Source organism: Acinetobacter sp. 102 (assembly GCF_037028485.1).
In the GTDB taxonomy this organism is placed as follows: Bacteria; Pseudomonadota; Gammaproteobacteria; order Pseudomonadales; family Moraxellaceae; genus Acinetobacter; species Acinetobacter higginsii.
Genome location: NZ_JAZEZK010000002.1, coordinates 242,617 through 268,607 on the forward strand (window position 1 = coordinate 242,617; position 25,991 = coordinate 268,607).

At 41.4% G+C, this 25,991-nt stretch carries 27 protein-coding genes; 12 read left to right on the forward strand and 15 right to left on the reverse strand.

The features are described from left to right. Positions 1-480: 480 nt before the first annotated feature. On the reverse strand, positions 481-2,529 hold the full coding sequence (locus WA352_RS03375; protein ID WP_033133583.1) for a site-specific recombinase: 2,049 nt from the start codon (positions 2,527-2,529) through the stop codon (positions 481-483). Positions 2,530-2,543: 14 nt separating this feature from the next. Further along, positions 2,544-3,521 carry an All-trans-nonaprenyl-diphosphate synthase gene (sdsA, locus tag WA352_RS03380; protein WP_004803115.1) on the reverse strand — a complete coding sequence of 326 codons (978 nt, stop codon included), beginning with the start codon at positions 3,519-3,521 and terminating at the stop codon, positions 2,544-2,546. A 450-nt stretch (positions 3,522-3,971) separates the two neighbouring features. On the opposite strand from sdsA, the gene rplU reads away from it, so the two are divergent. Then, on the forward strand, positions 3,972-4,283 hold the full coding sequence (gene rplU, locus WA352_RS03385; RefSeq protein WP_004652230.1) for a 50S ribosomal protein L21: 312 nt from the start codon (positions 3,972-3,974) through the stop codon (positions 4,281-4,283). 18 nt (positions 4,284-4,301) lie between these two features. After that, the gene (gene rpmA / locus WA352_RS03390; protein WP_004640422.1) at positions 4,302-4,556 is read left to right on the forward strand and encodes a 50S ribosomal protein L27; all 255 of its coding nucleotides are present in this window, start codon (positions 4,302-4,304) and stop codon (positions 4,554-4,556) included. A 67-nt stretch (positions 4,557-4,623) separates the two neighbouring features. On the opposite strand, the gene WA352_RS03395 is transcribed toward rpmA, so the two are convergent. Next, complete coding sequence (locus tag WA352_RS03395; RefSeq protein WP_033133582.1) at positions 4,624-5,493, reverse strand: pirin family protein; 870 nt, start codon at positions 5,491-5,493, stop codon at positions 4,624-4,626. 288 nt (positions 5,494-5,781) lie between these two features. Here WA352_RS03395 and lolA point away from each other — a divergent pair, with 288 nt between their 5' ends. From lolA to WA352_RS03420, 5 genes are all read left to right on the forward strand, one after another. After that, positions 5,782-6,480, forward strand: a complete 699-nt coding sequence (lolA, locus tag WA352_RS03400) for an outer membrane lipoprotein chaperone LolA (RefSeq protein WP_005322714.1) — start codon at positions 5,782-5,784, stop codon at positions 6,478-6,480. 122 nt (positions 6,481-6,602) lie between these two features. Continuing rightward, a complete protein-coding gene (locus tag WA352_RS03405; protein WP_033133581.1) occupies positions 6,603-7,367 on the forward strand; it encodes an RsiV family protein in 765 nt (254 codons plus the stop codon). A gap of 117 nt (positions 7,368-7,484) precedes the next feature. Then, positions 7,485-8,756, forward strand: a complete 1,272-nt coding sequence (gene serS, locus WA352_RS03410; RefSeq protein ID WP_005205904.1) for a serine--tRNA ligase — start codon at positions 7,485-7,487, stop codon at positions 8,754-8,756. A gap of 67 nt (positions 8,757-8,823) precedes the next feature. Then, a complete protein-coding gene (gene cysG / locus WA352_RS03415; protein ID WP_336141280.1) occupies positions 8,824-10,197 on the forward strand; it encodes a siroheme synthase CysG in 1,374 nt (457 codons plus the stop codon). A gap of 109 nt (positions 10,198-10,306) precedes the next feature. After that, positions 10,307-10,777 (forward strand): tRNA (cytidine(34)-2'-O)-methyltransferase, encoded by a 471-nt coding sequence (locus WA352_RS03420; protein WP_004669235.1) that lies wholly within the window; start codon positions 10,307-10,309, stop codon positions 10,775-10,777. On the opposite strand, the gene WA352_RS03425 is transcribed toward WA352_RS03420, so the two are convergent. Together WA352_RS03425 and WA352_RS03430 are read right to left on the reverse strand one after the other, a co-directional pair. Then, positions 10,778-11,158, reverse strand: a complete 381-nt coding sequence (locus WA352_RS03425) for a VOC family protein (protein ID WP_336141283.1) — start codon at positions 11,156-11,158, stop codon at positions 10,778-10,780. A gap of 15 nt (positions 11,159-11,173) precedes the next feature. Beyond that, positions 11,174-11,557 carry a winged helix-turn-helix transcriptional regulator gene (locus WA352_RS03430; RefSeq protein WP_005205896.1) on the reverse strand — a complete coding sequence of 128 codons (384 nt, stop codon included), beginning with the start codon at positions 11,555-11,557 and terminating at the stop codon, positions 11,174-11,176. A 117-nt stretch (positions 11,558-11,674) separates the two neighbouring features. Here WA352_RS03430 and WA352_RS03435 point away from each other — a divergent pair, with 117 nt between their 5' ends. Then, positions 11,675-12,229 (forward strand): flavodoxin family protein, encoded by a 555-nt coding sequence (locus WA352_RS03435; RefSeq protein WP_336141284.1) that lies wholly within the window; start codon positions 11,675-11,677, stop codon positions 12,227-12,229. Between the two features lie 54 nt (positions 12,230-12,283). Here WA352_RS03435 and WA352_RS03440 read toward each other — a convergent pair whose 3' ends face one another. The 6 genes from WA352_RS03440 to rpoD form a co-directional block, all read right to left on the reverse strand. Continuing rightward, positions 12,284-13,678 (reverse strand): APC family permease, encoded by a 1,395-nt coding sequence (locus tag WA352_RS03440; RefSeq protein ID WP_005192588.1) that lies wholly within the window; start codon positions 13,676-13,678, stop codon positions 12,284-12,286. 268 nt (positions 13,679-13,946) lie between these two features. Then, positions 13,947-15,131: an iron-containing alcohol dehydrogenase gene (locus WA352_RS03445; RefSeq protein WP_005205894.1), complete on the reverse strand. Its 1,185-nt coding sequence runs from the start codon at positions 15,129-15,131 to the stop codon at positions 13,947-13,949. A 1-nt stretch (position 15,132) separates the two neighbouring features. Continuing rightward, positions 15,133-15,666 carry a hypothetical protein gene (locus WA352_RS03450; protein WP_004652214.1) on the reverse strand — a complete coding sequence of 178 codons (534 nt, stop codon included), beginning with the start codon at positions 15,664-15,666 and terminating at the stop codon, positions 15,133-15,135. 81 nt (positions 15,667-15,747) lie between these two features. Further along, on the reverse strand, positions 15,748-16,401 hold the full coding sequence (lipB, locus tag WA352_RS03455; RefSeq protein WP_336141287.1) for a lipoyl(octanoyl) transferase LipB: 654 nt from the start codon (positions 16,399-16,401) through the stop codon (positions 15,748-15,750). 149 nt (positions 16,402-16,550) lie between these two features. Next, on the reverse strand, positions 16,551-16,838 hold the full coding sequence (locus WA352_RS03460; RefSeq protein ID WP_004669225.1) for a YbeD family protein: 288 nt from the start codon (positions 16,836-16,838) through the stop codon (positions 16,551-16,553). 138 nt (positions 16,839-16,976) lie between these two features. Continuing rightward, positions 16,977-18,860 carry an RNA polymerase sigma factor RpoD gene (gene rpoD, locus WA352_RS03465; RefSeq protein ID WP_016162793.1) on the reverse strand — a complete coding sequence of 628 codons (1,884 nt, stop codon included), beginning with the start codon at positions 18,858-18,860 and terminating at the stop codon, positions 16,977-16,979. 348 nt (positions 18,861-19,208) lie between these two features. Here rpoD and WA352_RS03470 point away from each other — a divergent pair, with 348 nt between their 5' ends. Next, the gene (locus WA352_RS03470) at positions 19,209-19,415 is read left to right on the forward strand and encodes a PA3496 family putative envelope integrity protein (RefSeq protein WP_004803146.1); all 207 of its coding nucleotides are present in this window, start codon (positions 19,209-19,211) and stop codon (positions 19,413-19,415) included. 72 nt (positions 19,416-19,487) lie between these two features. Continuing rightward, complete coding sequence (locus tag WA352_RS03475; protein WP_004803148.1) at positions 19,488-20,012, forward strand: YecA/YgfB family protein; 525 nt, start codon at positions 19,488-19,490, stop codon at positions 20,010-20,012. Between the two features lie 137 nt (positions 20,013-20,149). On the opposite strand, the gene WA352_RS03480 is transcribed toward WA352_RS03475, so the two are convergent. Then, on the reverse strand, positions 20,150-20,755 hold the full coding sequence (locus WA352_RS03480) for a LysE family translocator (protein ID WP_336141290.1): 606 nt from the start codon (positions 20,753-20,755) through the stop codon (positions 20,150-20,152). Positions 20,756-20,856: 101 nt separating this feature from the next. Between WA352_RS03480 and WA352_RS03485 the strand changes: the two genes are divergently transcribed. After that, the gene (locus tag WA352_RS03485) at positions 20,857-21,744 is read left to right on the forward strand and encodes a LysR family transcriptional regulator (protein WP_336141293.1); all 888 of its coding nucleotides are present in this window, start codon (positions 20,857-20,859) and stop codon (positions 21,742-21,744) included. A gap of 12 nt (positions 21,745-21,756) precedes the next feature. Here WA352_RS03485 and WA352_RS03490 read toward each other — a convergent pair whose 3' ends face one another. Continuing rightward, complete coding sequence (locus WA352_RS03490) at positions 21,757-22,380, reverse strand: DedA family protein (RefSeq protein ID WP_336141295.1); 624 nt, start codon at positions 22,378-22,380, stop codon at positions 21,757-21,759. A 144-nt stretch (positions 22,381-22,524) separates the two neighbouring features. Further along, complete coding sequence (gene trhO / locus WA352_RS03495; RefSeq protein ID WP_016162797.1) at positions 22,525-23,457, reverse strand: oxygen-dependent tRNA uridine(34) hydroxylase TrhO; 933 nt, start codon at positions 23,455-23,457, stop codon at positions 22,525-22,527. 109 nt (positions 23,458-23,566) lie between these two features. Between trhO and WA352_RS03500 the strand changes: the two genes are divergently transcribed. After that, positions 23,567-24,064 carry a DUF1289 domain-containing protein gene (locus tag WA352_RS03500; protein WP_336141296.1) on the forward strand — a complete coding sequence of 166 codons (498 nt, stop codon included), beginning with the start codon at positions 23,567-23,569 and terminating at the stop codon, positions 24,062-24,064. A 66-nt stretch (positions 24,065-24,130) separates the two neighbouring features. On the opposite strand, the gene WA352_RS03505 is transcribed toward WA352_RS03500, so the two are convergent. Beyond that, positions 24,131-25,906 (reverse strand): DKNYY domain-containing protein, encoded by a 1,776-nt coding sequence (locus WA352_RS03505; RefSeq protein WP_336141297.1) that lies wholly within the window; start codon positions 25,904-25,906, stop codon positions 24,131-24,133. Positions 25,907-25,991: the final 85 nt, after the last annotated feature.

The window sequence follows — 25,991 nt, forward strand, 5'->3', positions numbered from 1 at the left end:
ACTCGTGAGTACACTTTTGGTCAAGTCTTGAAATTTTATGATAATTTCATTTTTGTGTTTTTTTAAGGTCTAGTAAAAAAACATAACAAAATTTGATGTATATCTCATTTTCAATCGACATCAGTATTTATTGAAAGAAGCTGTTTTTAACGTATTCGATTCATCATGAAAACCACAATATCTGCCATATAACATGATTCGACGAAAGTGAAATAACAAACCACTTATTCAAAATACATCATAAAATTCTTACATAGTTAGTGATATAGAAGCATTTTTTGATCTCTATCATTCAAATTGAGATACGAACTCACGTCATCGTATCTCCTTCGGGTAAAGGGGATACCATGGCTGAGAAGTGATCTATTGAACAATAGACGCTGGGAATACCAACCCATTTGAACTATTTTTGGTGGTTTGATTATACGTAAAAATAGTTCAAATGTTAGACTTGTACTTCGCTGTTTTTTCTGTACAAAGTTAGTGATGTGAAGATACGTTTTTGCTTTGCTCTTCAACTTCTACGGGTTGCTTAGGTGGCCAGAAAAAATCACTTGGTCGAGTTAAGAAATGCGTTGTCACTAACTTAGCTAAAGGTTTCCATTGTGCAAAACGAACACGACGTGCACGTAGAGCAACAATAATCGTCAAGGTAAAGCTGACAAATAAGTTGGTTAAGCCGATCAGCATCACACCTAAGAATGACACTAAAATTAAACCAATGTCAGGACCACCAATGGTCATTAAACCTTGGATAAAGTTGGCAGAAGCAAAGGCAATATGACGAATATCTAAAGGCAAGCCTAAGATAAATCCAATCGTTCCCATACTACCCAGCATGATCCCGAACAAGAAGTTACCCGCCAATGCGCCAAGATTGGTTTCAATATAGTTGGCAAATTTATCCAACCGTTGTTGTCCCATCCAGCGTTTTAAACGTCGATGCTGCTTTAAGCGTGGGCCGACTTTACGGTAAACCGCCAAGTTATCGAAATATCCTGCGATTAGGCCTGAGAAAAATAAACAAACACCTGCAATTGCAGCATGTGGAACCGCCAGTGAGGTAAAGGGGTTGAGACTATGTAGCAATGCGGCTGATTTGGCATGATTGAGCAGCGGTTCACCGAGATTGTATTGCCATAAAAAGGTAATCAGTGCCGCAGTTGGGATTGCAATCGAGATATTGCCTAGAATCGCAATGAACTGGGTTCGGATAATATTAATAATCAGTGCGGCCAGTTCGGCAATTTGTGCGGTCTTGCTGCCTTTTTGCTGCTGTACGGTTGATGCCAAAGCTGCAGCAGTCATGGCAGGCTGTTTGGTCGCCACGGTAAAATGCAATACATGGATCAGCATAAAACCAAGCGCATAGTTCATACTATATAAAAAGGCATGACCAAACGGTGCAAGTACCAAGCGTGCAGTTAAAATTTTCAGCGTTGCCATGGTGGCAATGATTGCACCTGCACCCGCAGCTGCCTTGTACATACCAAAGAAGCCAGCTTTGTCGGTACTTACATAATGTTCGCCTGTTTTACTGGCGTTTTCAGTTACCTGTAAGGCAATCAATTCACTGGTTGAAGTCAGTAAATGACGAACACTTTTTTCATTGTAATGAGCTTTGGTCAAATCGACGATCAGCTCACCCAATGCGGTATAACGTGCATCATTTTGACTGGCTAATAAAGTCAGCAGCAGTTCAATCCGATCAATCGCCTGTTCTAATAGTGATAATAAATAGGTCAGGCTGATACTAACCCCAATCCGTTTGGTGGCACGGCGAATTTTGAGCACCACTTCACGACACTGATCCAGCATTACAAAGGCTTGTGAAGCGTCTGGTGGCGGCAAAACAACAACCGCGTCTTGATCATCAATCTGCTTTTTATATTTCTCGATAAATTCTACGATTTCTCGGTTTTGAACTAGAAAAGGCGATTCATATTCGGTAATTTCAGGTTGCGCATTAATAAATTCAGGATATAAACCGATACCACTAATTCGATAGGACAATACGGTAATCGCTTTAATCAGCTCATTTTTTGAAACTTGCTTTTCTTTGGTATTGCTTTGGCTTTCACCTAATAGGTTGAATAGCGTAATCCAGTCCTGATTCTCAATCAGATCGAGCCATTCACTGTCATTTTCTTGGTGGAACACTTTTCCAATCAAAGTTTTAAGCTGTTGACCGTCTTCGACTAAAGGGAGGAAATGCGCACCTAGACGTTGTCCCAGCTGGTTCCAAAAACCATCCAGCGATAGAATCCCGCTGTCAGCATATAAGCTTAACTGTTTATATTGGCTAATGAGCTTAAGTAAGAAATTTTGCAGCAGGATTGCTGAGGTTGGAGTCAGTAATAATATTTTGATCAGCGCATGAATACGTTGTTTGACTTCATCCGCATCATTTGAATTTTTGGGACGGATCCGATTGACCAGTTCAATCAGTAGTTGTTCGTCAAGAATAGCTTGAGGTTGGTCAAGCTGTTCCTGCATTTTTAGAAAAAGATCAGATAAGGTTAAATGCATAGGCGGTCAGAAAATTATTGTAGTCGATGTAAAGCCATTAAGGTCAAATTGATCAGTGCTTGGCGATATTCATTATCTGGCAGCGCTTTTAACGCTTCTAAAGCGGCATCCGTTTCCTGTTGGGCACGTTTTTGACAGTAATCTAGGCCACCCGAGTGATGAACAATTTCAATCACTTTATCTAAATGCTCAACACCACCCGTTGCAATACTGCGACGAATGATCTCGTGATCCTCGCCTGTTGAATGAGCTAATGCCGAAATTAACGGTAAAGTTGGTTTTCCTTCCATTAAATCATCGCCAATATTTTTACCTAATGTTTCAGCATCAGAGGTGTAATCTAAAATATCGTCGATAATCTGAAAGGCATTACCAAAATGACCTGCGAAGCGACGCAAAGGTTCACGGTATTCTTCTGCTCCCGCCAGAATAGCTGCACCTTCAGTGGCAAGTTCGAATAAACGAGAGGTTTTACCGTGGATAATTCTTAAATAAGTTTCTTCTGTGGTTTCTGGTTGGTGCTGCGATTGCAGTTGCAGTACTTCACCTTCTGCAATTTCACAGGTACCTGTCGAAAAATCTTTTAATAAGGTCATATTGTTTAAGTCGACCAATAAATCAAAAGCTCGCGAGATTAAAAAGTCACCGACTAAAACTGCTGTTTGATTATTCCAAGTGGCATTTGCTGTTGGACGACCACGGCGCAAGTTCGATTCATCTACCACGTCATCATGAACCAAAGTTGCGGTGTGCAGCATTTCAATCACCGCAGCCAAATGCTGTGCCTGTTGCATATTGGCGAGTCCACAAGCACGCGCTGCCAATAAGCACATAATCGGGCGCATGCGTTTGCCGCCTGCTTCTACCACGTGTTTGCTGACACTCATGACGAGGCCCACTTTTGAACTAATTCCTTCATTAATCAGGCGATCCATCGCAGCAAAATCTGTCGCAACAGGGGAGAGAATGTCTTGCTTAAAATCGATAACCATATGAAGAAAAACCTCGTATAGGTGGGTAGTGTTGCCAAGTGTATCAATTAATCTGTGACTAAACAGTTATACAGACTGCGTAATCTGTCATTTAAAACACGATGATGAGCTCTTTGGTCTTAAATTAGACAGAAAAAAGGGAAGTTCCCACCAAGCGCCATTACTTTACTTATGGCACTGTAAAAACACAGTTTGTTATTGTCACAATTTGTTTTCAAAAATGTATTTCAAATTTTGATCAGAATCAATCAAAACAGTTCGCCATCAATCTAATTGATTTTGCTTAAAAATCCAAGCAAGTTATCGATATACATGTGTTTATGTAAAATCACTTGTCGTTTGATCAATTTTCACTTAAAATTTGTCCCCTTGTATAACCCCAGTGGCGTTCGTCTTAAGATCGGTATATCCCTTTATCGGCACGACGACACGGGCAAGTTGGAGTACATTATGTACGCAGTAATCCAAAGCGGTGGTAAACAGCACCGTGTTGTTGAGGGTGAAACCCTTAAAGTAGAATTATTGAAAGCTGAAACTGGCGCGACTATTACGTTTGATGACGTATTAATGGTTGTTAACGGTGACAACATTCAAATCGGTGCTCCAGTTGTTGCTGGCGCAAAAGTAACTGCAGAAGTAGTTGGCCATGGTCGTCACGACAAAATCCGCATCATCAAAATGCGTCGTCGTAAACACTACCGTAAGCAACAAGGTCACCGTCAATGGTTTACCGAGTTGAAAATTACTGGTATCGCAGGCTAACACGAGGAGTAAATAGACATGGCAACTAAAAAAGCCGGTGGATCGACGAAGAACGGTCGTGATTCGAATCCTAAGATGTTAGGTGTTAAAGTTTACGGTGGTCAAACTGTAACTGCTGGTAACATCATCGTTCGTCAACGTGGTACTGAGTTCCACGCTGGTGCAAATGTTGGTATGGGCCGTGACCATACTTTATTTGCTACTGCTGACGGCGTAGTAAAGTTTGAAGTGAAAGGTCAATTTGGCCGTCGCTATGTAACTGTTGAAGCTTAAGTTTTAATAGTTCGAGAAAACCCGCTTTGAGCGGGTTTTTTTATGTATATCAATTTTGAATTGTAGTTTAGTCGGAAGCTGTTCCAAAGTTTCCTGTTTTTAAGTCCTCGTAAGCCTTTAAAATTTCCTCATAACTGTTCATCACAAAGAAACCATGTCCATTGATTGGTTCTTGTAAGGGCGGTGCGGATAAAAATAGCAGATCACAATCCTCTAAGGCAGTGATCACAACATTTGTATCAAAGCTCGACATCACCGCTAAGGCCTGTTCTTCTAAGCGGTCTTCATGCGCTGCGAACTGAAGCTTGCCTTTACGTAAATAAATTAAAGTCGTATCGCCATGATTGGCAGGCAGAGTGAGTTGCTGTCCTTTATTTAGGTGTACATCAAAGACATTCATCGGGCTAAAGGTTTCGGCGATCCCATGAATATTCTGGAACTGTCCGGCCACGATACGAACATAGCCTGCATTATTTTCGAGAATGACTTTTGGGATCTTGTGATTCAGTAAGCTTTGATAATGTGGTGCTGACATTTTATCTTTTGCGGGAAGGTTGACCCACAATTGCACCATTTCAAAGTATCCACCACGCTCACGAAACTCTGGACTAAAATGTTCTGTATGCTGAATACCAGAAGCTGCCGTCATCCATTGAACATCGCCTTGCGCAATGATGCCGCCTTGACCTGTAGAATCTTGGTGTTGTAATTCACCTGCAAAAACAAAGGTCACTGTTTCAAAGCCGCGGTGTGGATGTTCATTGACACCTTTTTTCGTGCTTTTGGGTGATAAACGTCCTGGGCCTAGATGATCTAGCAATAAAAAGGGCGAGGTGGTATTACCCAGTTCCTGATAAGAAAAGACAGAAAGGGCTGGATAAAAATCGCCAATCGCAAATCGTGTGTCATTTCGGTGTATAAAGGCAAGGCTTTTCATGGACGGTGCTTTTTAAATTATTGGTTTTAGGTTATCAAACTCTTATTTTTCGTCTAGAGCATTGTTGATGAATAATTTCTCTGATCTGGCATTGAAGTCCTTAGTTGGTGAATGGTCGAAAAGTAGAATTTCATCCTTACAATCTCTACATAAAGGCTGCAACTTCATACATAATGCAGAACTTTGCGACACGAATTACACAAAACCGTTGCTTTTCTTCATTTTTTTAATGATCAAAAACAGTAAGATGTCGTCATACCAGTAGAAATCTGATAGAAGGTTGTTTTTATGAATTTCGTAAAAAAAATGGCTTATGCTGCAACGTTAAGTGCAATGACACTTGCTCCTGTTGTGAGTAGTCAGGTATTCGCTGCACCTGTAGCTGCATCGGCTCAGCAAGCGACCACAAGTTTGGTTCAACAGTTATCTGGCTTGCAACGATTCACCGCAGATTTTGAACAAACCACAAAAGTGGCAACCAGTAATAAAGCAATACAAAAAAAAGGTTTAACTGCTCAACATATGAATCAAACCTTTAAAGGAACCATGAAAGTTGAGCGTCCGGGGAAATTTTATTGGGAAACCACCAGTCCAGCCAAACAAACCATTGTGACCACAGGTAAAGTGGTGTGGATTTATGATCCGGACTTACAGCAAGCCGTACGTCAAAGCTTAGATGATCAAATTGCCAATACGCCTGCATTATTGTTATCGGGTAATACCAACCAGATCATGCAGTCTTATCGTGTGACTCAACCAGACCGTACCAAACTGTATTACACCTTGTATCCGAAACAGGAAGATGGCGCATTCCAAAGCTTAACGATTAGTTTTGGTGGCAATAAGGCACCGAATTTGATGGTATTACAAGACTCTTTGGGTCAAACCACTTATGTTCGTTTCAATAATATTAAAGTGAATCAGGCGATTCCAGCCTCAGTGTTTAATTTCACGCCGCCTAAAGGCACCGATATTATTGATCAGTAATTCTCTGTTCCACTTAAAAAGCCGCACATGTTGCGGCTTTTTTTATATGAAGTTTGGATACATTTTTTAATTTCATCTAGGAGCAAGGCTTTGTATAGTGAAGAAAAACATCAGAGACTTGCATGACGATGAATACTTCACAACGATCAAAAATTATTCCACTTCTTCCCATCCTGACTGTCGTTGCACTTGTAGGTTGCCAACCTAAAAAAGATACTGCAGCGGCAACTGAAAAAGTCGATATTCCATTGATTCATGCAAAAGTGGTGGCGGTTAAAATTCCAAAGCAGAAAGTCTGTTTGGAGGATGGTTGTACCACTTATGATTTACAAACAGTTGAAACCAATCAGAAATGGATTGATGAGTATTTCGTGAATCGTATGAAAAAAGCGGAGCCGAATGCATTTTCGAATATTGCTGATCAAAAAGTAAAAGTCCCTGCGGACGAACCATCGCAAAGTGAAAGCAGTACTTATGTACGCTTTATTGGGCAAAATTATAACTTAGCGACTTTTGCGATTCAGAGTTATTCTTACTCTGCAGGTGCAGCACATGGCATGTCACATCAAGAGTTTGTGAATTTTGATTTGAGCAATAAAAAACATATCACAGTCAGTGAATTGCTTAAACCTGATATGAATACCAAACTACGTGATGAGCTTTATGCATCTAATCAAAACTGGTTGGAAGACCACAGCATTAAAAAAGAGCAATTACAGGTCAGTGATAACTATTACTATGGGGTAAATGGCATTGTATTTGTTTATCCACTGTATGAATTGGCATCTTATGCAGAAGGTATGAGTGAGTTGACCTTGCCTTACTACGCAGCCAAGCAGTTTGTAAAAGCAGAATACTTACCAAGCTTACCTAAAGATCCTAATTAGTGCATGTCAGCACCTACTTCTTAGCTGTAGGTGCTGAGACTTTAATTGTCAATCGCTGTATTTTTTTAGGTTAAAGCCTTACACTATAGCCAGTTTTTTCTCTATTCATGATTGATTATGATCGACCCAAAATTACTCAGAAATAATATTGAAGCAGTCAATGCTGCTTTGGCAAAACGTGGTATTCAGCTAAATGTACAAGAGTGGGCTGATTTAGAAGCTCGCCGTAAAGATTTGCAATCCAAAGCTGAAAACTTACAAGCAGAGCGTAATGCAGGTGCCAAGCAAGTCGGTCAAATCAAAAAATCGGGTGGAGATGCTTCTGAGATCATGGCGCGTATGGCGGCCATTGGTGATGAAATCAAAGCTGCAGAAGTAGCTTTGGCTGAGTTGCAAGCTGAGCTTGAGCAAAAGTCTCTCGCAATTCCAAACTTGCCAGATGAATCAGTCCCTTTTGGTAAAGATGAAAGCGATAACCTTGAAATCTTGAAGTGGGGTACACCACGCCAGTTTGATTTCGAAATCAAAGACCATACCGATCTTGGTGAAATGATGGGTGGTCTGGAGTTTGAAACAGCAACTAAATTAACAGGTTCACGTTTCAGCGTATTGAAAGGACCTTTGGCGCGTTTACAACGTGCTTTGGCCCAGTTCATGTTGGATACACACACGCTTAAAAATGGCTATACCGAAGCTTATGTACCGTATTTGGTCAATGCAGATAGCTTACGTGGTACAGGTCAACTGCCTAAGTTTGAAGAAGACTTATTCAAGCTACAAGGTGAAAAAGAGTATTACCTGATTCCAACCGCTGAAGTACCGGTGACTAACTTCGTTCGTGATGAAATTATTGATGCGGATCGTTTACCACTGAAATATTCTGCACATACGCCATGTTTTCGTAGTGAAGCGGGTTCTTATGGTCGTGATACCCGTGGTTTGATTCGTCAACATCAATTCGACAAGGTCGAAATGGTGCAAATCGTAAAACCAGAGCACTCTATGCAGGCACTTGAAGAATTGACTGCACACGCAGAGGGCATTTTGCAGGCATTGGGCTTACCGTACCGTAAGATTTTGCTCTGTGGTGGTGATATGGGCTTCGGTGCAGTTAAAACTTATGACTTAGAAGTATGGGTGCCGAGCCAAGATACCTATCGCGAAATCTCAAGCTGCTCAAATGTGGGTGATTTCCAAGCACGCCGTATGAAAGCACGCTACCGTGTTGATCAGAAGAAGATCGAATTGGTGCATACCTTGAATGGCTCAGGTTTGGCAGTTGGTCGTACCTTGCTTGCAGTGATGGAAAATTATCAACGCGCTGATGGTTCAATCGAAATTCCAGAAGTTTTACGTCCATATATGGGCGGTGTTAGCTACATCGACTAAACTTTGCATCGAATTTGTGCATAGTTTTTGCTTAAGCTCAATCAGATTGAAAATATAGAGGCGTGACGTGGAAATTTTCCCAATCTCTTTAAAGTTGCAGCAGCAACGTTGTCTGATTGTGGGTGGTGGGCATATTGCCTACCGCAAAGCAAACCTGCTCGTCAAAGCTGGTGCAATTGTTGATGTGATTGCACCAGAGATCATTCCTGAATTACGCCAGCTTATTGAGCAATCGGCAGGGCAATATATTCAAGCCTCTTTTTCTGAAACGATTCTGGCAACAGCTTATCGCTTGGTGATTGCTGCCACAGACCAGCCTGACGTCAATAAAAGCGTATTTGAACAGTGTGAACAGCGTAACCTGCTGGTCAACAGTGTCGATGATATTCCGCATTGCCGTTTTATGGTGCCTGCGATTATTGATCGCTCACCGTTGGTGATTTCAGTGGCTTCCAATGGTGCATCACCCGTTTTATCCAGACAGTTGCGTACTCAGATCGAAACCATTGTGCCGCATGGTATGGGCAAGTTGGCTGAGTTTTCGGGACAATGGCGTAAGCAAGTGAAAGCCAAAATTGCCAATCCAGATGAGCGTCGTATTTTTTGGGAAAACTTGTACGCTAGTCCGCTGAAAGAACAGGTTTTCAATGACAATATTGATGTGGCCAATGATCTGATTGAGCAGGCTTTAACAGAATGGACTGCACCGAAAGGTGAGGTGTATTTGGTCGGCGCGGGGCCGGGTGATCCAGAACTGCTGACTTTAAAAGCCTTGCGTCTGATGCAGCAAGCCGATGTGGTGATTTATGACCGCTTGGTATCTGCACCCATTCTAGATTTGTGTCGCCGTGATGCTGAAAAGATTTACGTTGGTAAAGCCCGTTCTAATCATTCGGTTCCACAAGATGGCATCAATGCCTTATTGGTGGAATATGCACAGCAAGGTAAACGTGTTTGCCGTTTAAAAGGTGGTGATCCCTTTATTTTTGGCCGTGGTGGAGAAGAGATTCAGGAATTAGTGCAAGCCAATGTGACGTTTCAGGTTGTTCCAGGCATTACCGCAGCTTCAGGTTGTTCTGCCTATGCAGGTATTCCACTGACACATCGTGATTATGCGCAAAGTGTACGTTTCCTGACAGGTCATTTAAAAGAAGGCTCACCTGAGTTACCTTGGAATGAACTGGTCTATGAAAACCAAACTTTGGTGTTATACATGGGTTTGGTCGGTTTGGGGCGCATTTGTGAGCAATTGATTGCACATGGTCAGCGTCCAAGCATGCCTGTGGCCTTAATTTCTAAAGGAACAACCCCTGATCAGAAAGTGGTGGTGGGTACATTGGCAGATATCGCGACCAAAGTATCTGAACATCAGATCGTAGCGCCGACTTTAACCATTATCGGTGAAGTGGTCAGTCTACGTGAACAGTTAAAATGGCAATAAAATCCCTCCTTGCGGAGCTATAACCGCTCCTCACCTCTTTAAAAAAGAGGGGAGTTCCTCCCTTTTTCAAAGGGAGGCTAGGAGGGATTATGAAAAGTAGAGAAAATTTGTGATTCATGTCGTCCTATACGAGCCTGAGATTCCAGCGAATACAGGTAATATCATTCGTCTATGTGCCAATACAGGTGCGCAACTCCATTTGGTCAAACCTTTAGGTTTTGAGCTGGATGATAAAAAGTTGAAACGTGCTGGTTTGGATTATCACGAATGGGCAAGAATGCAAATTTGGGACAATATTGAGCTTTGCCTCGCAGACTTGAAAGCCAAAGGGGTCGAGCATGTCTTCCCATTGACGACTAAAGGTAGTGCGACGCCGCATACAGTTGACTTGAATCGTCCAGTTGCTTTGTTGATGGGGCCTGAAACCCGTGGTTTACCAGAGCAGGTGCGTCTCATGTTCCCACAAGAACAGTGGATTCGTTTACCAATGGCTGAAAACTCAAGAAGCTTAAACCTCTCTAATGCAACCGCTGTCATTGTTTACGAGGCATGGAGACAGCAAGGTTTTAAACAACTCTAATCAAAGATCGCCATATGGACTTGCCACAACCAGCGTATAGCCATTCGGGTCTTTAAACCAGATTTCGCGATGATGTGCGTTCGGGTTATATTTCGGTCCTTCCAAAATTTCAACTTGGTGAGTTTGTAGCTTTTGTACAATCTCATCAAATTGATCGCTTTCAAACCAAAGCAAAACGCCGTTACCAATCACCCGTTTCGGATCGCCGATATGTGAGTGATCATGCGCTTGCCATTGGTGCAGTTGCAGCACCATGCTTTGCTCAAATAGCAATTGTTCATATTCTCTGCCGCCATGTCCACTTTCTAAGCCCAGCACAGTTTGATACCACTGACTGGTTTTTTCGACATCTGCAACTGCAATTAAAGGTTGTGGGTACATACACACCTCACGGAATTATTCGAATTGTTGTTCCTGTATCGTATCAAAACGTCGTTGAGCGTAAATCACCTGTTCAATATTACTTTCTGCCCAATCCTTGAGTTGATAGGCCATTTCTGCAACTTCTAAACCGAGTGTGGTGAGTGAATAATCCACTCGAATCGGTGCAGTATCTTGTACTTGTCTTTCAATAAAGCCATCTCGTTCCAACATTTTTAGCTTTTGTGACAATACTTTAGGTGAGATGCCTTGAATGCTTTTTTTGAGTAAATTGAAATGCTGGGTTTCTCGCGCAAGCACATTGATGATCATCAGTACCCATTTATCTGCAATTTTTTCAAAAAATAACCGAGCAGGGCAATGTTGTTGATAAATATCGTATTTTAATGCCTGATTCATAGCGATAACCTTCATTTTCTTAATCGAATGTTAGTAGTTACCAGTTGGTAACTAATTGACACCTAGTTTCTAAAATATATCATTAAATCGAACTTTTGAAAAATTTTGGATACTCTCATGACACAAATTGCGGTTGTATATTTCTCTGGCTATGGCCATACCAAAGTGGTTGCTGAAACTTTTGCGGGTGCAATTGACGCAGCTTTAATTGAAATTGATCAGAATGGTGAAATTACGGAACAAGATTGGCAAACACTTAATAATGCGCAAGGTATTGTGTTTGGAGCACCAACTTACATGGCAGCAACCCCTTGGCAGTTTAAAAAGTTTGCCGACGCTTCTTCAAAAATCTGGTTTACCCGTGGTTGGCAGGATAAGGTGTTTGCAGGTTTTACCAATAGCGCGAGCTTGAATGGTGATAAGCAGGTGACCTTGATTCAATTACAAACTTTGGCTTCACAGCATGGCGGTATTTGGGTGAGCTTAGGTTTGCTGCCTGCCAATACTAAAAATGCGAAACGTGAAGATGTGAACAATTTAGGTGGTTCAGTCGGCTTGTTGGTTCAATCACCATCAGATGCAAGTACCGATGAGATTCCAACAGGGGATTTGGAAACAGCGAAGCTTTATGCACAACGTGTGAAATCGATCGTCGAAAAGCTGCACGGCTAAATTTTCAAGTAATAAAAAAGGCGCATTCAGCGCCTTTTTTATTACCTCATCAGATTAATGTCTGTCATCAAATTCATTATGCTGTGGCGCATTGTATTTGAAGCCTTTAGTCTTATAAGCAAGATAACCGACACCGATTACTGCCCAAGCCAGACCAATCTGTAAAGCCAATTTATCAATTTCTAACCACATCATAAACACGCTGGCGAAACCTAGTGTAGGAATGATGATGTAACTGATAATGTCTTTTGGTGTCTTGTTCTTGCCATCTCGTAACGCGTAGCGAGAAATTACCGAGAAGTTAACAAAGCTAAATGCAGTTAAAGCACCGAAGCTAATCAAGTTCACGATATGCTCAAGATCAAGGAAACCAGCAGACAACGCAACAACACCCACAATCAAGATGTTGTAAGTTGGGGTATGCAAGCGTGGGCTAATATGACCGAACAATTTCTTATTGATCACGCCATCACGACCCATCACATACATCAAACGCGATACACCTGCATGCGCCGAAATACCAGATGCCATTACTGCCACGACCGCAAAATATAAAACCATGGTCTTAAATGCAAGGCTACCAATTGCTGCAACCATCACGGGCTGAGATTCGTCCAGTGGGTTGAAGTAGGTACTCGGATTACTTGGGAAGTAAAGCTGAATAAAGTAGGTGCTGACAATAAAGATGATACCCGCAACCAAGGCTGTAGTGAAAATTGCACGTGGCAAAGTTTTCTCAGCATCTTTGGTTTCTTCTGCAAGTGAAGAAAGCGCATCAAAACCCGTAAATGAGAAGCAGAGAACCGTTGCACCAGCAATTAAAGCCCCAACAGAGGTCATTTCATTCCAGAATGGCGCAAGTGACCATAATTCAGCTTTGTCTGGATTCAGTGTGCCATCGGCATAGACCCCTTGTGTGAGCAGGATATAGACCTGATACACAAAGTAGAAAATGACACCGAGTTGGATCACGACAATGGTACTGTTAAAACGCGCAACAAAACGTGCACCAAACAAGTTGATCACAGTCATGAGTACGGTTAAACCAATCACCCAAATCCAGTTGTTTACTTCTGGGAAGAGTGCTCTCAAATAAATATCAGCAAGAATGATATTCACCAGAGGAGAGAGCAAATAATCTAACCATGAAGACCAACCCACCATAAAACCAACATTAGGGTGAATTGACTTTTGGGCATAGGTATATGCAGAACCAGAAGACGGATAACGACGAATCATGTGACCATAACTGATCGACGTTAAAAGAATTGCAACTAAGGCAAATATGTAGGAAGTCGGTACATGACCACCACTTCTTTCAGATACTAAACCAAACGTATCAAATAAAGTTAATGGTTGAATATAAGCCAAGCCAATAATGATGATGTGCCAAAGCACAAGATTCTTTTGAAGCTTCGCTGTTGGTTGAGTCCCAGATAAATTTGTCAACGGCGTTATCCTCATAATCGTTGATCAAAGATCAGCCATAGTGTTAAGGATCATTTGAGACAAAAACGATCCCCCGTACAAAAAACGAAAGTGCGCCAATCTATCCTAAAACACTATAAATTGTCAGTACTTTTATGCTTTTTTTAGCAATTTTTTTGCCAATTGGGTAAAGAAATAGATGAATAAAGATTCACTTAAAATTAAAAAGCCCCGATACTCAATCAATATCGGGGCTTTTAAGCAGCAATACTTGATTTAACTCAATGTATTACCATGCTTTTTGTAAGATTGCACGAATGTCTTGCAAGTTTGCTTCTTTCGGATTGTAAATGATAGAACCATCATTCAATGCCTTATCTGCAACTTCATCCAGTTGTGCTTCAGTGACTTTACCTGTTTCGCGTAATGTACGTGGCAGTTTGGTCAGGCTGAAAAGACGATCACGCATTGCTAAAATTGTGGCAATTGCTTTGTCTGCACGTAAGTTTGCAGGAGTTTGTGCATAAATATCTGCACCCGCAAGCGGTAGTAGCAACTCGCCAATTTTGTCGCCATTAATTTCTTTGTTATATTCCAGCACGTATGGCAGGAATAAGTTCATGCATAAGCCGTGGGGCAGATGGGCAACTGCACCAAGCGCATGACCAAGTGAATGAACTAAACCAACCATTGAATTTGAGAAGGCAATCCCCGCCATAGTAGATGCTTGTGCAAGCTCTAAACGACCTTGTGCATCGCTTGGATTGTCTAAAACTTTGAACAGGTTTTCGCTGATCTTTTTAATCCCTGCGCTGGCATAGGCATCGCTAAGTGGGTTTGCAGCTAAACAGGTATAGGCTTCAACACAGTGTGTCAGTGCATCCATGCCTGTCATGGCAGTCAGATGCGGCGGCAAAGTCTGGGTCATGCGTGGATCAAGAATCGCGGCATGTGGCATCAAGTAATACGAAGCAAAAGCCAGTTTGACATTGCGTTGGGTATCCGATACTACAGCCACCATGGTGGCTTCCGAACCTGTACCAGAGGTGGTTGGAATCACAAAGAATGGCTTCAGTGGTTTCGGTAGATTGTGTGCACCTGAATATTGCAATAAATCATCACCACCTTCTGAGACCAAGATATTGGTCGCTTTAGAGGTGTCAATCACGGAGCCACCACCAATCGCAATGATCGCATCACATTTTTGCTTGCGGTAAAGTTCTGCGGCTAAACGAACCACTTCCAAGCTTGAGTCGGGTGGAACATCATCAAAGATCGCACCAATCACCGCATCAGTGGTGCTGAATGCTGCTTCGATTGGGCTAAGCAAACCATTGGCACGTACACCTTTATCGGTAATGATCATCGGGCGTTTTGCGCCAAGCGTCGCAAGTTCAAACGGGATATGCTCTAAAGCAGCGTTACCAGCAATGACTTTTACAGGACAGAAAAACTCGTAATAAGGCTTAGCCATGTTATGCGCTCCGTTTGAGATATGATTTTGCGACTTTAAGATAAATATTTTTTGCACCCGTGAATTTTTCTTTTAATGTTAATTCAGCAGGGTAGCGTTTGACTGCAAGTGAAGCGATTAGTTTAGGTAAAATCAGGGCTTCCATTTTGTTCAAGCAACGCACCAGACGGATGGCACTTGAAACATCACCATCGGCAATCATACGGTCATTGGCAAAGGCTTGTGCCGTACTTTCTTGGAAAGAAAATACCAAAAAGGCGTGGGTTAAATGCTTGAAGGTAATGGTTAAATCAGGCTTGCCTTTGTAATTGGACAATAGCTCTAATTGTTTTTCTTCGGTTACTCGAGCAACAAATGCAGGTCCATTTGGGAAAACATTCATTGAAAGGATAAAACCAACAGGAAATTTCGACACTTCCTGTTGTACTTCATCATCCACTTGGCTTGCCATCACGAGGCCACGACCCACAACATCCATCATGAGTTTGACGTAGGCAAATTGCAACGTGGGCTTCACTGCTTTGGTTGAAATCACTTGTGTATCCCTTGTTAAAATTATGCAAAAGCTAATTTAGAGTATTTACTCTAATTTATTTTATTAGAATTGAAAAGTAAATTATTCAGATTTGACTACAAGGTCATTAAAGAAATCGGTATTTTGCAGATAGTGGACAAAATCAGCGCAAAGCTGTTCAAAGCTTGGATAATCTGTCAGTAAGTCCTGTAAGCGCACCATCTCTAAACCTGCATAACCGCAGGGATTAATGGTTTGAAAACCAGTGAGGTCGCAGTCGATGTTCAGGGCCAGACCATGATAACTACGGCCACGACGGATTTTAAAACCAAGAGAACCAATCTTGCGTTCATCGACATAAACGCCTGGGGCATCAGCTTTGGCATAGGCATTGATATTATATTTTTTGAGTAGATCAATCATGGCTTGTTCTGCAAAACTGACCAAAGTACGCACATGCCATTTCAAGCGATTCAGGTCTAACAGGAAATAGGCAACCAATTGACCTCTGCCATGCCAAGTGACTTGGCCACCGCGATCAGTATGTACAATCGGCAGGTTGCTGTGCAGCAGGATATGTTCAGGCTTGCCTGCTTGTCCTTGGGTCAGGACATCTTGATGTTGAAGCAGCCAAACTTCATCGGGTGTGGTTTCATCACGATTAGTTGAGAAGTCTTTCATTGCTTCAAAACGAGTTGTGTAATCTTGTAGATCATTGAAACAACGAATGATTAAAGTCGGTTTTGCAGCATTCATTACAACAGGATTTCCTTGGCGGCTTTGAATTGATGAGTTGTTGAATTATGTAATGATTTGAATCAGATAAATAGGAATTTATCAAAAAAGTCGGATGTTATTTTTTGCGAAAAAAAATCCAAAACACTTTCGTATTTTGGACTTTTTAATTAAAGCGCTGTCTTAATTAAAGGACAGGCTGCAAGGTCAGCGTATAAGGCATGAACTTGTTCCAGCTCTTCAAAGCGCAATTGTGCAGTCAAAGAGTGGTATTTGCCTGTACGTGACGGCTGAACTTTCACTGTTTCGCCATCAAATTCAGGGAAGTGCTTCTGCAAAATATCAACAACAGCCACTCGAAGTTCATCCCCTGCATTACCAATCAATTTGATCGGATAGTCCATTGGGAAAACCCAAAGATGTTCTTGCAATTCACGAGAAGGAGTGCGGTCTAACATGAGCAACCTCTTAATTTGAAACGCCTGCATCAGTGCAGGCGCTTTTGATCTAATACATAGATGGGGATGAAGTGTTGAACTTCAAGTCCTGTGCTAAACCAAGACAATGCATTGGCCTAGCACAAGATTTCCCAAATATTAGTCGTTTTCCAAGAATGAACGTAAGTGTTCTGAACGAGAAGGGTGGCGAAGCTTACGTAATGCTTTCGCTTCAATCTGACGAATACGTTCACGTGTTACGTCAAACTGTTTACCTACTTCTTCTAAAGTATGGTCGGTTGGCATATCAATACCAAAACGCATTTTCAATACTTTCGCTTCACGTTCCGTCAAGTTTTCAAGTACTTCGCGAGTTGCTTCTTTTAAGCCTTCTGAGGTCGCAGCATCCACTGGTGAAGTGATGTTTGAGTCCTCAATGAAGTCACCAAGATGCGAATCTTCATCATCACCGATTGGTGTTTCCATCGAAATCGGTTCTTTTGCGATTTTAAGTACTTTACGAACTTTAACTTCATCCATTTCCAAACGTTCGCCTAATTCTTCAGGGGTAGGTTCACGACCCATTTCTTGAAGAAGTTGACGAGAAACACGATTGATCTTGTTGATGGTTTCAATCATGTGTACAGGAATACGAATGGTACGTGCTTGGTCGGCAATCGAACGCGTGATCGCCTGACGGATCCACCACGTCGCATAAGTCGAGAATTTATAACCACGACGGTATTCAAACTTGTCTACGGCTTTCATTAAGCCGATGTTACCTTCTTGAATCAAATCGAGGAATTGTAAGCCACGGTTGGTGTATTTCTTCGCAATTGAAATTACCAAACGTAAGTTTGCTTCAACCATCTCTTTCTTAGCACGACGAGCTTTTGCTTCACCAACCGCCATACGTTTAGAGATATCTTTGATATCTTTAACGTTTAAACCAAGATCTTTCTCAATATCTGCAATTTTTTGCTGGAAAGCCAATACGTCAGGACGTACTTTCTCTAAATGCGCTTTGGTTTCAGCAGGTGCTTTTGCAATTTGTTCGTCTAACCAAGCTGGATTTGATTCTTGCTCAGGGAAAGTTGTACGGAACTGGGTACGATCCATACGACCACGACGTACTGCATAACGCATAATTTCACGTTCATTTGAACGAATTTGGTCATGTGTACCACGAATCATTTCTGAAATGATTTCGAATAAGCGTGGTGTAAATTTGAACATCATGAACACAGCAGCAAGCGCTTCAAGCGCAGCTTTTGCTTCATCACTATCACGACCGTGCTTCGCTACAACCGTTTTAGTTTCATTCCAAGCAGCCTCTAATTCAGAGAAACGAACTTTAGCAACTTCAGGGTCTGGACCTGACTCACCTTCAGAATCATCATCACCTTCAGATTCTTCTTCTTCGTCATCATCATCGAGTTTGACGTCTTTCGCTTTAGGTGAAGAATCTTCGTCTTCTTCAAGCTCAGCTTCTTCTTCAAGAACTTCTGGAATATCTTCGTCAGTTTCTGGGTCTAAATAACCAGAGAGAATATCGGCAAGACGACGCTCGCCTGTTAAAAAGTCATTATATTCTTGTAAAACAACTTCAACAGCATTTGGCCAGTAAGCAATCGAATGTAAAACGTCACGAATACCTTCTTCGATGCGTTTTGCAATGCTAATTTCGCCTTCGCGTGTAAGAAGTTCAACCGTACCCATTTCACGCATATACATACGTACAGGGTCTGTGGTACGACCAGGCTCACTTTCAACCGATGCTAATACGGCAGCAGCTTCTTCTTCGGCAACTTCGTCAGCCGCTTCAGTTGATTCACCAAACATGGTGTCATCAGTTTCTGGTGCACGTTCATGCACTGGAATACCAACGTCTTGAAGCATCTGAATGATGTCTTCAATCTGCTCACTTTCCGTAATTGAGTCTGGTAGATGATCGTTAACCTCAGCGTAAGTTAAATAACCTTGCTCTTTGCCTCGGCTAATCAGAGCCGCTACTTGCGAAGTAGGGGAATTCATATCGCTCATCTTTGCTTACTCTTTTGTTGAATCTGGGGCGGTGAAAAACCGTGCATGATAGCACAATTCACGATGAATGTTTTGGATTCGATCCGTTAACTTTAAAATAAAAATAGCTTTGATTTCACGTTCGTTTCTTGAATATGGGGTTGAGTCATAAATTTTCAAGCAGTCAGTCCTGATTAAAGATGTTTTTTAATTACAATTGTTCTTAGATTATAAATACACAAAAAAACTGACGAAAAAAAGTACAAAACATCGTTTTATCACAAAAAAAACAAATAAAACTTGACAAGGCTGGCTAAGACCGATAAATAGCGGCTAGACCCATTTATATTTTTTCATTAGAGGTACTTAGTGTCTTCTACAGATTTTGAATTAGATGATGATAACTATGGTGAAGATGATGCAGGTTTTGATGAGTCATCTGGAAAAATTACTGCCAAAGAATCATTAGAAAAGCGCCGTTTGATTGATGAGCTTCTGGCGCAACGTCGTTTAGAGCGAGAACTCAAAGATTTTGATTACGATTTCGACGACGATGATCTTGATGACGAAGACTAAGCAAAATTGCTAAGACTTTATGTCCGAAAATGTTATGCTGTTGACGATGTATTTTTAAAATTGGATTAAAGAATGAGCACGTTAGATTTAGACTTATTGAGTAACTATCTTGACGGCGATCAAAATGAATATGGTCTAGATTTTGCAGCGACTCATGGCTTTTTGTGTGCGATTGCAGTTGGTCCACAATTCGATCGTTGGTTAGATGAGCTTTTCGAGAGTAATCAAAAGAAACTTCCTGCTGAAGTGCTTGAGCAGGTTAAGCTTTGGTTGGAGTCTATTCGTCAAGATTTAGCCAATGAAAATGGAATCGAGTTTCCATTTGAAATCGAAGAAGCAGACGTTGAATCGAGCTTAGGTGATTGGAGTGTTGGTTTTGTTGATGCCATGTTCCTTAATGAAGATGCGTGGTTTGCGCCTGAGTTTGAAGAACAGCTTATCGATTTAACATTACCAATTATGGTGTTTAGCGGAATTGATGAAGAAGATCCACAAATGGAATCTTTCCGTCGCAATGGTCAGTTGATGGATGAATTAGCGGAAGAAATTCCAAATAATTTAAATGAACTCTATCTGATGTACCATACGCCAGCATAAGGATACCTCGGATACTGTGATCATCGCGGTTGAAGAATGACAAACAAATAGAATATTAAAACGCCTCTAGAAGGCGTTTTTTTATTGCCGACAATTGGCGTTGTTGCTTTACATTTAGATCGTTTAAAGATCAATCTTTAAAAATGAGCGAAAAATAGACTCAGTCCTAAAGCACTCAAGATACAACCAATCACTCGATTAATGCTGATTTGTCGAGCGAGAATTTTATTTCGAATGAAAGGGGCAGAACAAAAAAGTGCAACAAGACAAAACCAAGCCAGATGACTGCCAGAAATAAAAATACCATAGCCGATTAGTGTGTGCAGGTTGTTGGTGCTGGTCATGACTTGTGCATAAATACTCATGACAAAAAGTGTGGTTTTGGGGTTGAGACTATTGGTGAGAAAACCATGCCTAAAAGCCTGCCAACGTGTGATCTGATGGTTATTTTCATCAAACAGAATGGGGGCTTGGGTAAAGGTTTTGTAGCCAATATAGATCAAATAAGCTGCACCCATATATTGAATTAGATGAATTAAACTGGGGAGGTGTTGCTGTAAAAAGCTGAGTCCAATCAAGCTGTAGCTGATATGGACCCAGACACCGATTGCAATGCCGTAGGCGGTACACATGCCCAAATGGCGACCATAGAGATAGCTGTTTCGGGTCACCAGGGCGAAGTCAGCACCAGGGCTGATGACTGCAAGCAGGGTAACGATGCCGACGGCAATGATTTCATTCACTCATCTATTCCTAAATTGATTGATTAAAGATTTTTTATATTTTTCATATTCTTGCTATATTTAAAATTGAAGTTAATTCTTGTTATACATGAGTTTTTGGAATGATTGAGCGATTATCTTTGAATTCACTCAAGTTTTTTTATTACGTGGCCCGTTATGAAAGTGTGACACTTGCTGCGGAAAAGCTATTTGTGACGCAAAGTGCAGTGAGCAAGCAACTTAAAAACTTGGAAGAAAGTTTAGGTTTGCTGTTATTTGTACGTGAAGCCAGAAAATTAACTTTGACCCCAGAAGGTGAGGTGCTGTTTGATTGCTGTCAGCAGGTTTTTCAACAGATCGAGCAGTGCGTAGTGCAATTACAGCAACACAACAAAGTGCAGAAGAACCTAATTCTTTCTTGTGAACCGACACTGGCCATGAAATGGCTGATTCCCCGTTTGGCGCAATTTAAACAGCGCTATCCTGAATTTGAGGTGAGCTTGTTAACCGGTGGTGGAGCGGTGGATTTTACTGCACAGCATATCGACGTGGCGCTGAGAAGAGATGATTTTGATTGGGGCACAGCCCTGTATAGTGAAAAAATTGCAGATGAACAGATGCTCGCTGTACGGGCGAAGAATGATCACGCGGCAATGACACAGCTGTTTATTTCCAAGTCCAGACCTCAGCTATGGCAACAGTTTAATCATCGGCATCCAGAGCAACTCAGTGATTTAAAACGATCTTCGCTTGAGCATTTTTATCTCTGTATTGAGGCTTGCTTGGCGGGTTTAGGTGCAACAGTGGTTTCAGCTTATATGGTTGAACGAGAAATGAAATATCAGATGCTGGAGCCACTCACCACGACTTATGCGGATGGTTCGGCCTATCATTTATTGTCTGCCCAGCCTTTTGAAGCGGATATTCGTAAACGATTGCTGAGAGACTGGTTAAGGGGTGAAATGCATAAAAGCCAACTGGGATTTAACGCAGTTTCATCTCAGGTCTAAGTTTTGTTGGTGTTATTGGTTATGGTTTGATTTAGATCGGTAAAACTTCTTAATTACCCACCAGATGATATACAAGGCAATTAGGGCGAAGATCAGATAGCTGATGCGTTGAAGAATCGCCAGCATGAGTGTCTGATTTTCACTAAAATGATAGCCCAGATAGGCAAGGAAACTGGTCCAAATCAGCGTTCCAGCGCTACTGTAGAGCATAAATTTACTAAAAGGCATCCGGCTGATCCCTGCAGGGATACTAATCAAGGAACGGACTGCTGGAATCATTCGCCCGAAGAAAACAATGCGATGCCCATGTTTGTTAAACCATGTCAGTGCTTTGTCTAAATCAGCAACCTGAATGCGTAAATATTTGCCATAACGTTCGATAAACTGAAACAGTCGTTGTTGTGGAACTTTTCGACCGATCCAATAGAACAACATCGCAGCTAAAATTGAACCAGCACTTCCTGCAATAATGACGCCGATCAGGGTGAGTTCACCTTTTGAAGCGGTATAGCCAGCCGATGGCATAATGATTTCTGAGGGAATAGGCGGGAAGATATTATCTAGGAACATTAAAAATGCGATACCTAAATACCCAAGTTTTTCCATGATCGATAAGACCCACTCTTCAAGTCCCATAATGCCCTTATATCGTTCATTTGATTATTGTTTTTAGCATAGAGAAGTGGAGAGCAATGCTCAAGGGTTGAATCGTTACATGATTTTTATCAAGGTAATAAAAAAGCCATAGTTTAACTATGGCTTTTAATCGACTTGTTAAGCTTACAGACGTTTGCGTTTTGCTGCTGCAATTTGTGACTGACGCATACGGAAGCCTGCTTTTTGTTTGTCTGTGGTTTTATCAATACAGTACACACAAGAGACACCATGTTCATAGCTTGGCAGTTCAGCTTCAACTTTGGTCAATGGCCAACCGCAAGCATGACACTTGATGTTTTCACCTTCTTCAACACCATGGGTAACAGCAGTACGGCCATCAAAAACGAAACATTCACCTTCCCACATGCTTTCTTCGGCAGGGGTTTCTTCTAGATATTTAAGAATACCGCCTTTCAGGTGATAAACCTCATTGAAACCTTCTTGAAGAAGGAGAGAGGTTGATTTTTCACAACGAATACCACCAGTACAGAACATCGCAATTTTTTTGTCTTTGTGCTGTTCAAGGTTTTGTTTTACGTATTCAGGAAATTCACGGAATGATTCTGTTTTAGGGTCGATTGCACCTTTGAATGTGCCTGCTTTATATTCATAATCATTACGAGTATCGATCAGGATTACATCATCACGATTAATCAGCTCATTCCATTCTTTAGGATCAAGATAGTGACCAACTAAATCACGTGGCTTGACTTCTACACCTAAAGTTACAATTTCATTTTTAAGTTTAATTTTCATTTTACGGAATGGCTTTTCAGAGCTTTCAGACTCTTTATATTCCATTGTGTTAAAACCTTCGTTGAGAAGGAATTGATGAACTGCATCAATTGCGGCACGGTCACCAGCAACAGTTCCATTAATCCCTTCAGACGCTACAATCAGAGTTCCACATAAATTGATGCTATTCACTAAGTCCAAAAGACGTTGTTGCAGATCCGCTGCATCTGAAACTTCTTTAAATTGATATAGTGCCGCAACAACCCAATTATTGGTCGCTTGCTGTTCTACAGGTGCAAGCTGTTCTACAGTAGCGTTCATGGATAACTCCAAATGTATTAAGATAGAAAAATGAGGCGCACATTTTAGCGCGAAATCTGAAAATAAGCGAGAAAACCATAAAATAAATATGGTTTTAGAGGAGTTGGTTTTGAGTAATGATCGTCGAATCCCTTCATTGACCCCGTGTGCAGGGCGTTGTTCAACGGTATTTGGTGATCTGGTTTGCCGTGGCTGTCGCCGTTTTAATCATGAAGTGATTCAGTGGAATACCTATACCGCAGAGCAACGTTTGATGGTGTGGAAGCGCTTAGATGCACAGCTTGATCAGATCTTAGTGCCTTTGCTTCCTCATGCAAATGTACAGCATATCGAGGGCTTTATTCAGAATAAACGTACGCGAGTATTAGAGAGTGCCAGTAAAGGGCGCAAGCTGTACCACGCCTTGAAGATTTGTGAAAAAAATAAACATTTGGCACATGATAGTGGGCTGGGGATTAGTGATGCACAAGTTAAACCGATCTGGGATGAATTTGAGCGTCGTGTACTGGCCCTGGCAAAAGCGAGTTATGAATTGGCTTGGTTGCGTGCCGATGGCATCAGCAATACCTTATTGCGTGCATTAGAGCTTGAAGAAGATGAGATTTAAGCAATCACATGTTGTAGAGAATCTTGTTGATGATGCAAGTTGTTGATCAACATCCAGTTGATCTTGTTAATTCTGAGATCCGTTGATCTCCCTGTTATGAAGCAGGTTGGATAGTTTTAAAGTGCTAGGGTTACGAGCAAAATATTGTGCCATGATCTGTTGATTTTGTTCACGAATCAGGCTGATTTTAAAACCATGTGTGGTCGTTCCTGAAGAGCGCCCTTTAGATCGGTAGATCTTTTCAGTGATGGTGTACATATTTTTTCCATCACTAAAGCGCCGATCCTCCAGAACCTGCAACTGCATTGGTTGAGGAAATCGATAGAGCACTTTTAATCGTTGATAAAACTCGTCATAGACATAAATCTGTTGCTGATCTGCAAAAAGATAGCTGAAATTTCCAGGGTAGGGTTCACTGCTTTGACTACCAAGCAATTGTAACTGACTCAGGTCAACAGGTGTTGTTCCCCAAAATTTATGCTCAGCAAAATGGGGCAGTGGTTGTTCATTTAAATAAAAAGATCGACCGTCTGTTGCTAGATTTAAGTTCTGACTAAAACGGTTGCTGCCACTAAAAATCTGCGTTTGTTGCGCATTTAACTTGCCCAGCTTTTTATCTTGATAATAAACCAGCTGTTGATCGTGAATATATTGGCTGCTATTTGAAAATGCTTGGCTCTGTTGCGGATCTAAATCTGTTAATGCTTTTGTTTTGTAATAAACCTGTTGATCATCTTTGGCGTAAAAATAGCTAAGCGTATTGAAGCTTGGATGTAATATTGCTGAGAAATGAGCGGCTCTCGCGTTGGTTATGCGTAGATCCCGAAAGTAAACCTGTTGAGCATCTTTGGTGAAATCATTACCTAAATAGTGTGTTTGTGCAGGATTTAATTGAGACAGGATGTGGTCTTGCCAGTAAACCTGTTGGGGTGTTTTACCGACATTGCTATATAGCTCATCAGCACGATCAGGGAGATTGCTCAGAGCTAAGGCTGTAAATTGATCAGCCTTTGCTTGGGGAAGTAAAAAAGTGCCTTGGCCTTGTTTAAAAATATATACCTGATTCTGAAATGTTTCGAAATTTGTGCCGGAGATTGACTGGGTTTGTTGATGGGGGAGTTTGACACTGCCATCGTTAAATTCATGCCAGAGTAGATAGCTCATAAAAAGGCTAAAGCTGACTAAAATACCAAGCGTTAATCCGATAGCTGACCATCTCTGTTTTCGTTGAAAAGCGTCTAGCGCCTGTTGATTTGCAATTATGCTAATGATATCAATATGGGTTTTCTTGTGGGTACTTGCGTTGCTGATCCGTTGCAACTGTTGCTGTTTTGCCAGTGCTTCCAGTTTTTTCCAGAATGGTAAAAACTCACAATGTTGCTGGGTTAAGGTGGCAGGCCACATCCATGAGTTAAAATAAAAATACTGTCGATAGGGTTTGCTTGTGCTTAAGAGATTAAAACTATGGATTTGAGTTTGTCGTTGTTGAAGTTGTATCTGAATCAAATCTTGCCAAGAGAAAAAAGTAGCTTGCTTGGAATCTTCCAGTGCCATGCCTTGCTGATATAACTTAAAGGTGATGGGACGTCTAAAGTATTTTTGATAAAGCTGGTTATACAGGTAAAGCGTCGGTATCAATAAAGCAAACATCAAAGCAATACTAAGCAGTTGGGCGAAGAAAGGCAGGAATTGATAAAGATAGTACAGGCTTAAATCATAACTAAAGTAAACGAGTAAGAGCCAAGTCAGTATGATCATCAATAAAAACAACGCAAAAGACGCAATTGTTATTTGAAAGACGGGCAGTGTGACTTGCATCAAAACAGCGGTTTTTTTGATCATCGGCTCGGTAAATTAGTTCTGTAAAAATGAATGTTGTTTACGTTTTCTTTTTTGAGCATAACCGATAAAAACAAAAAAAGGATGC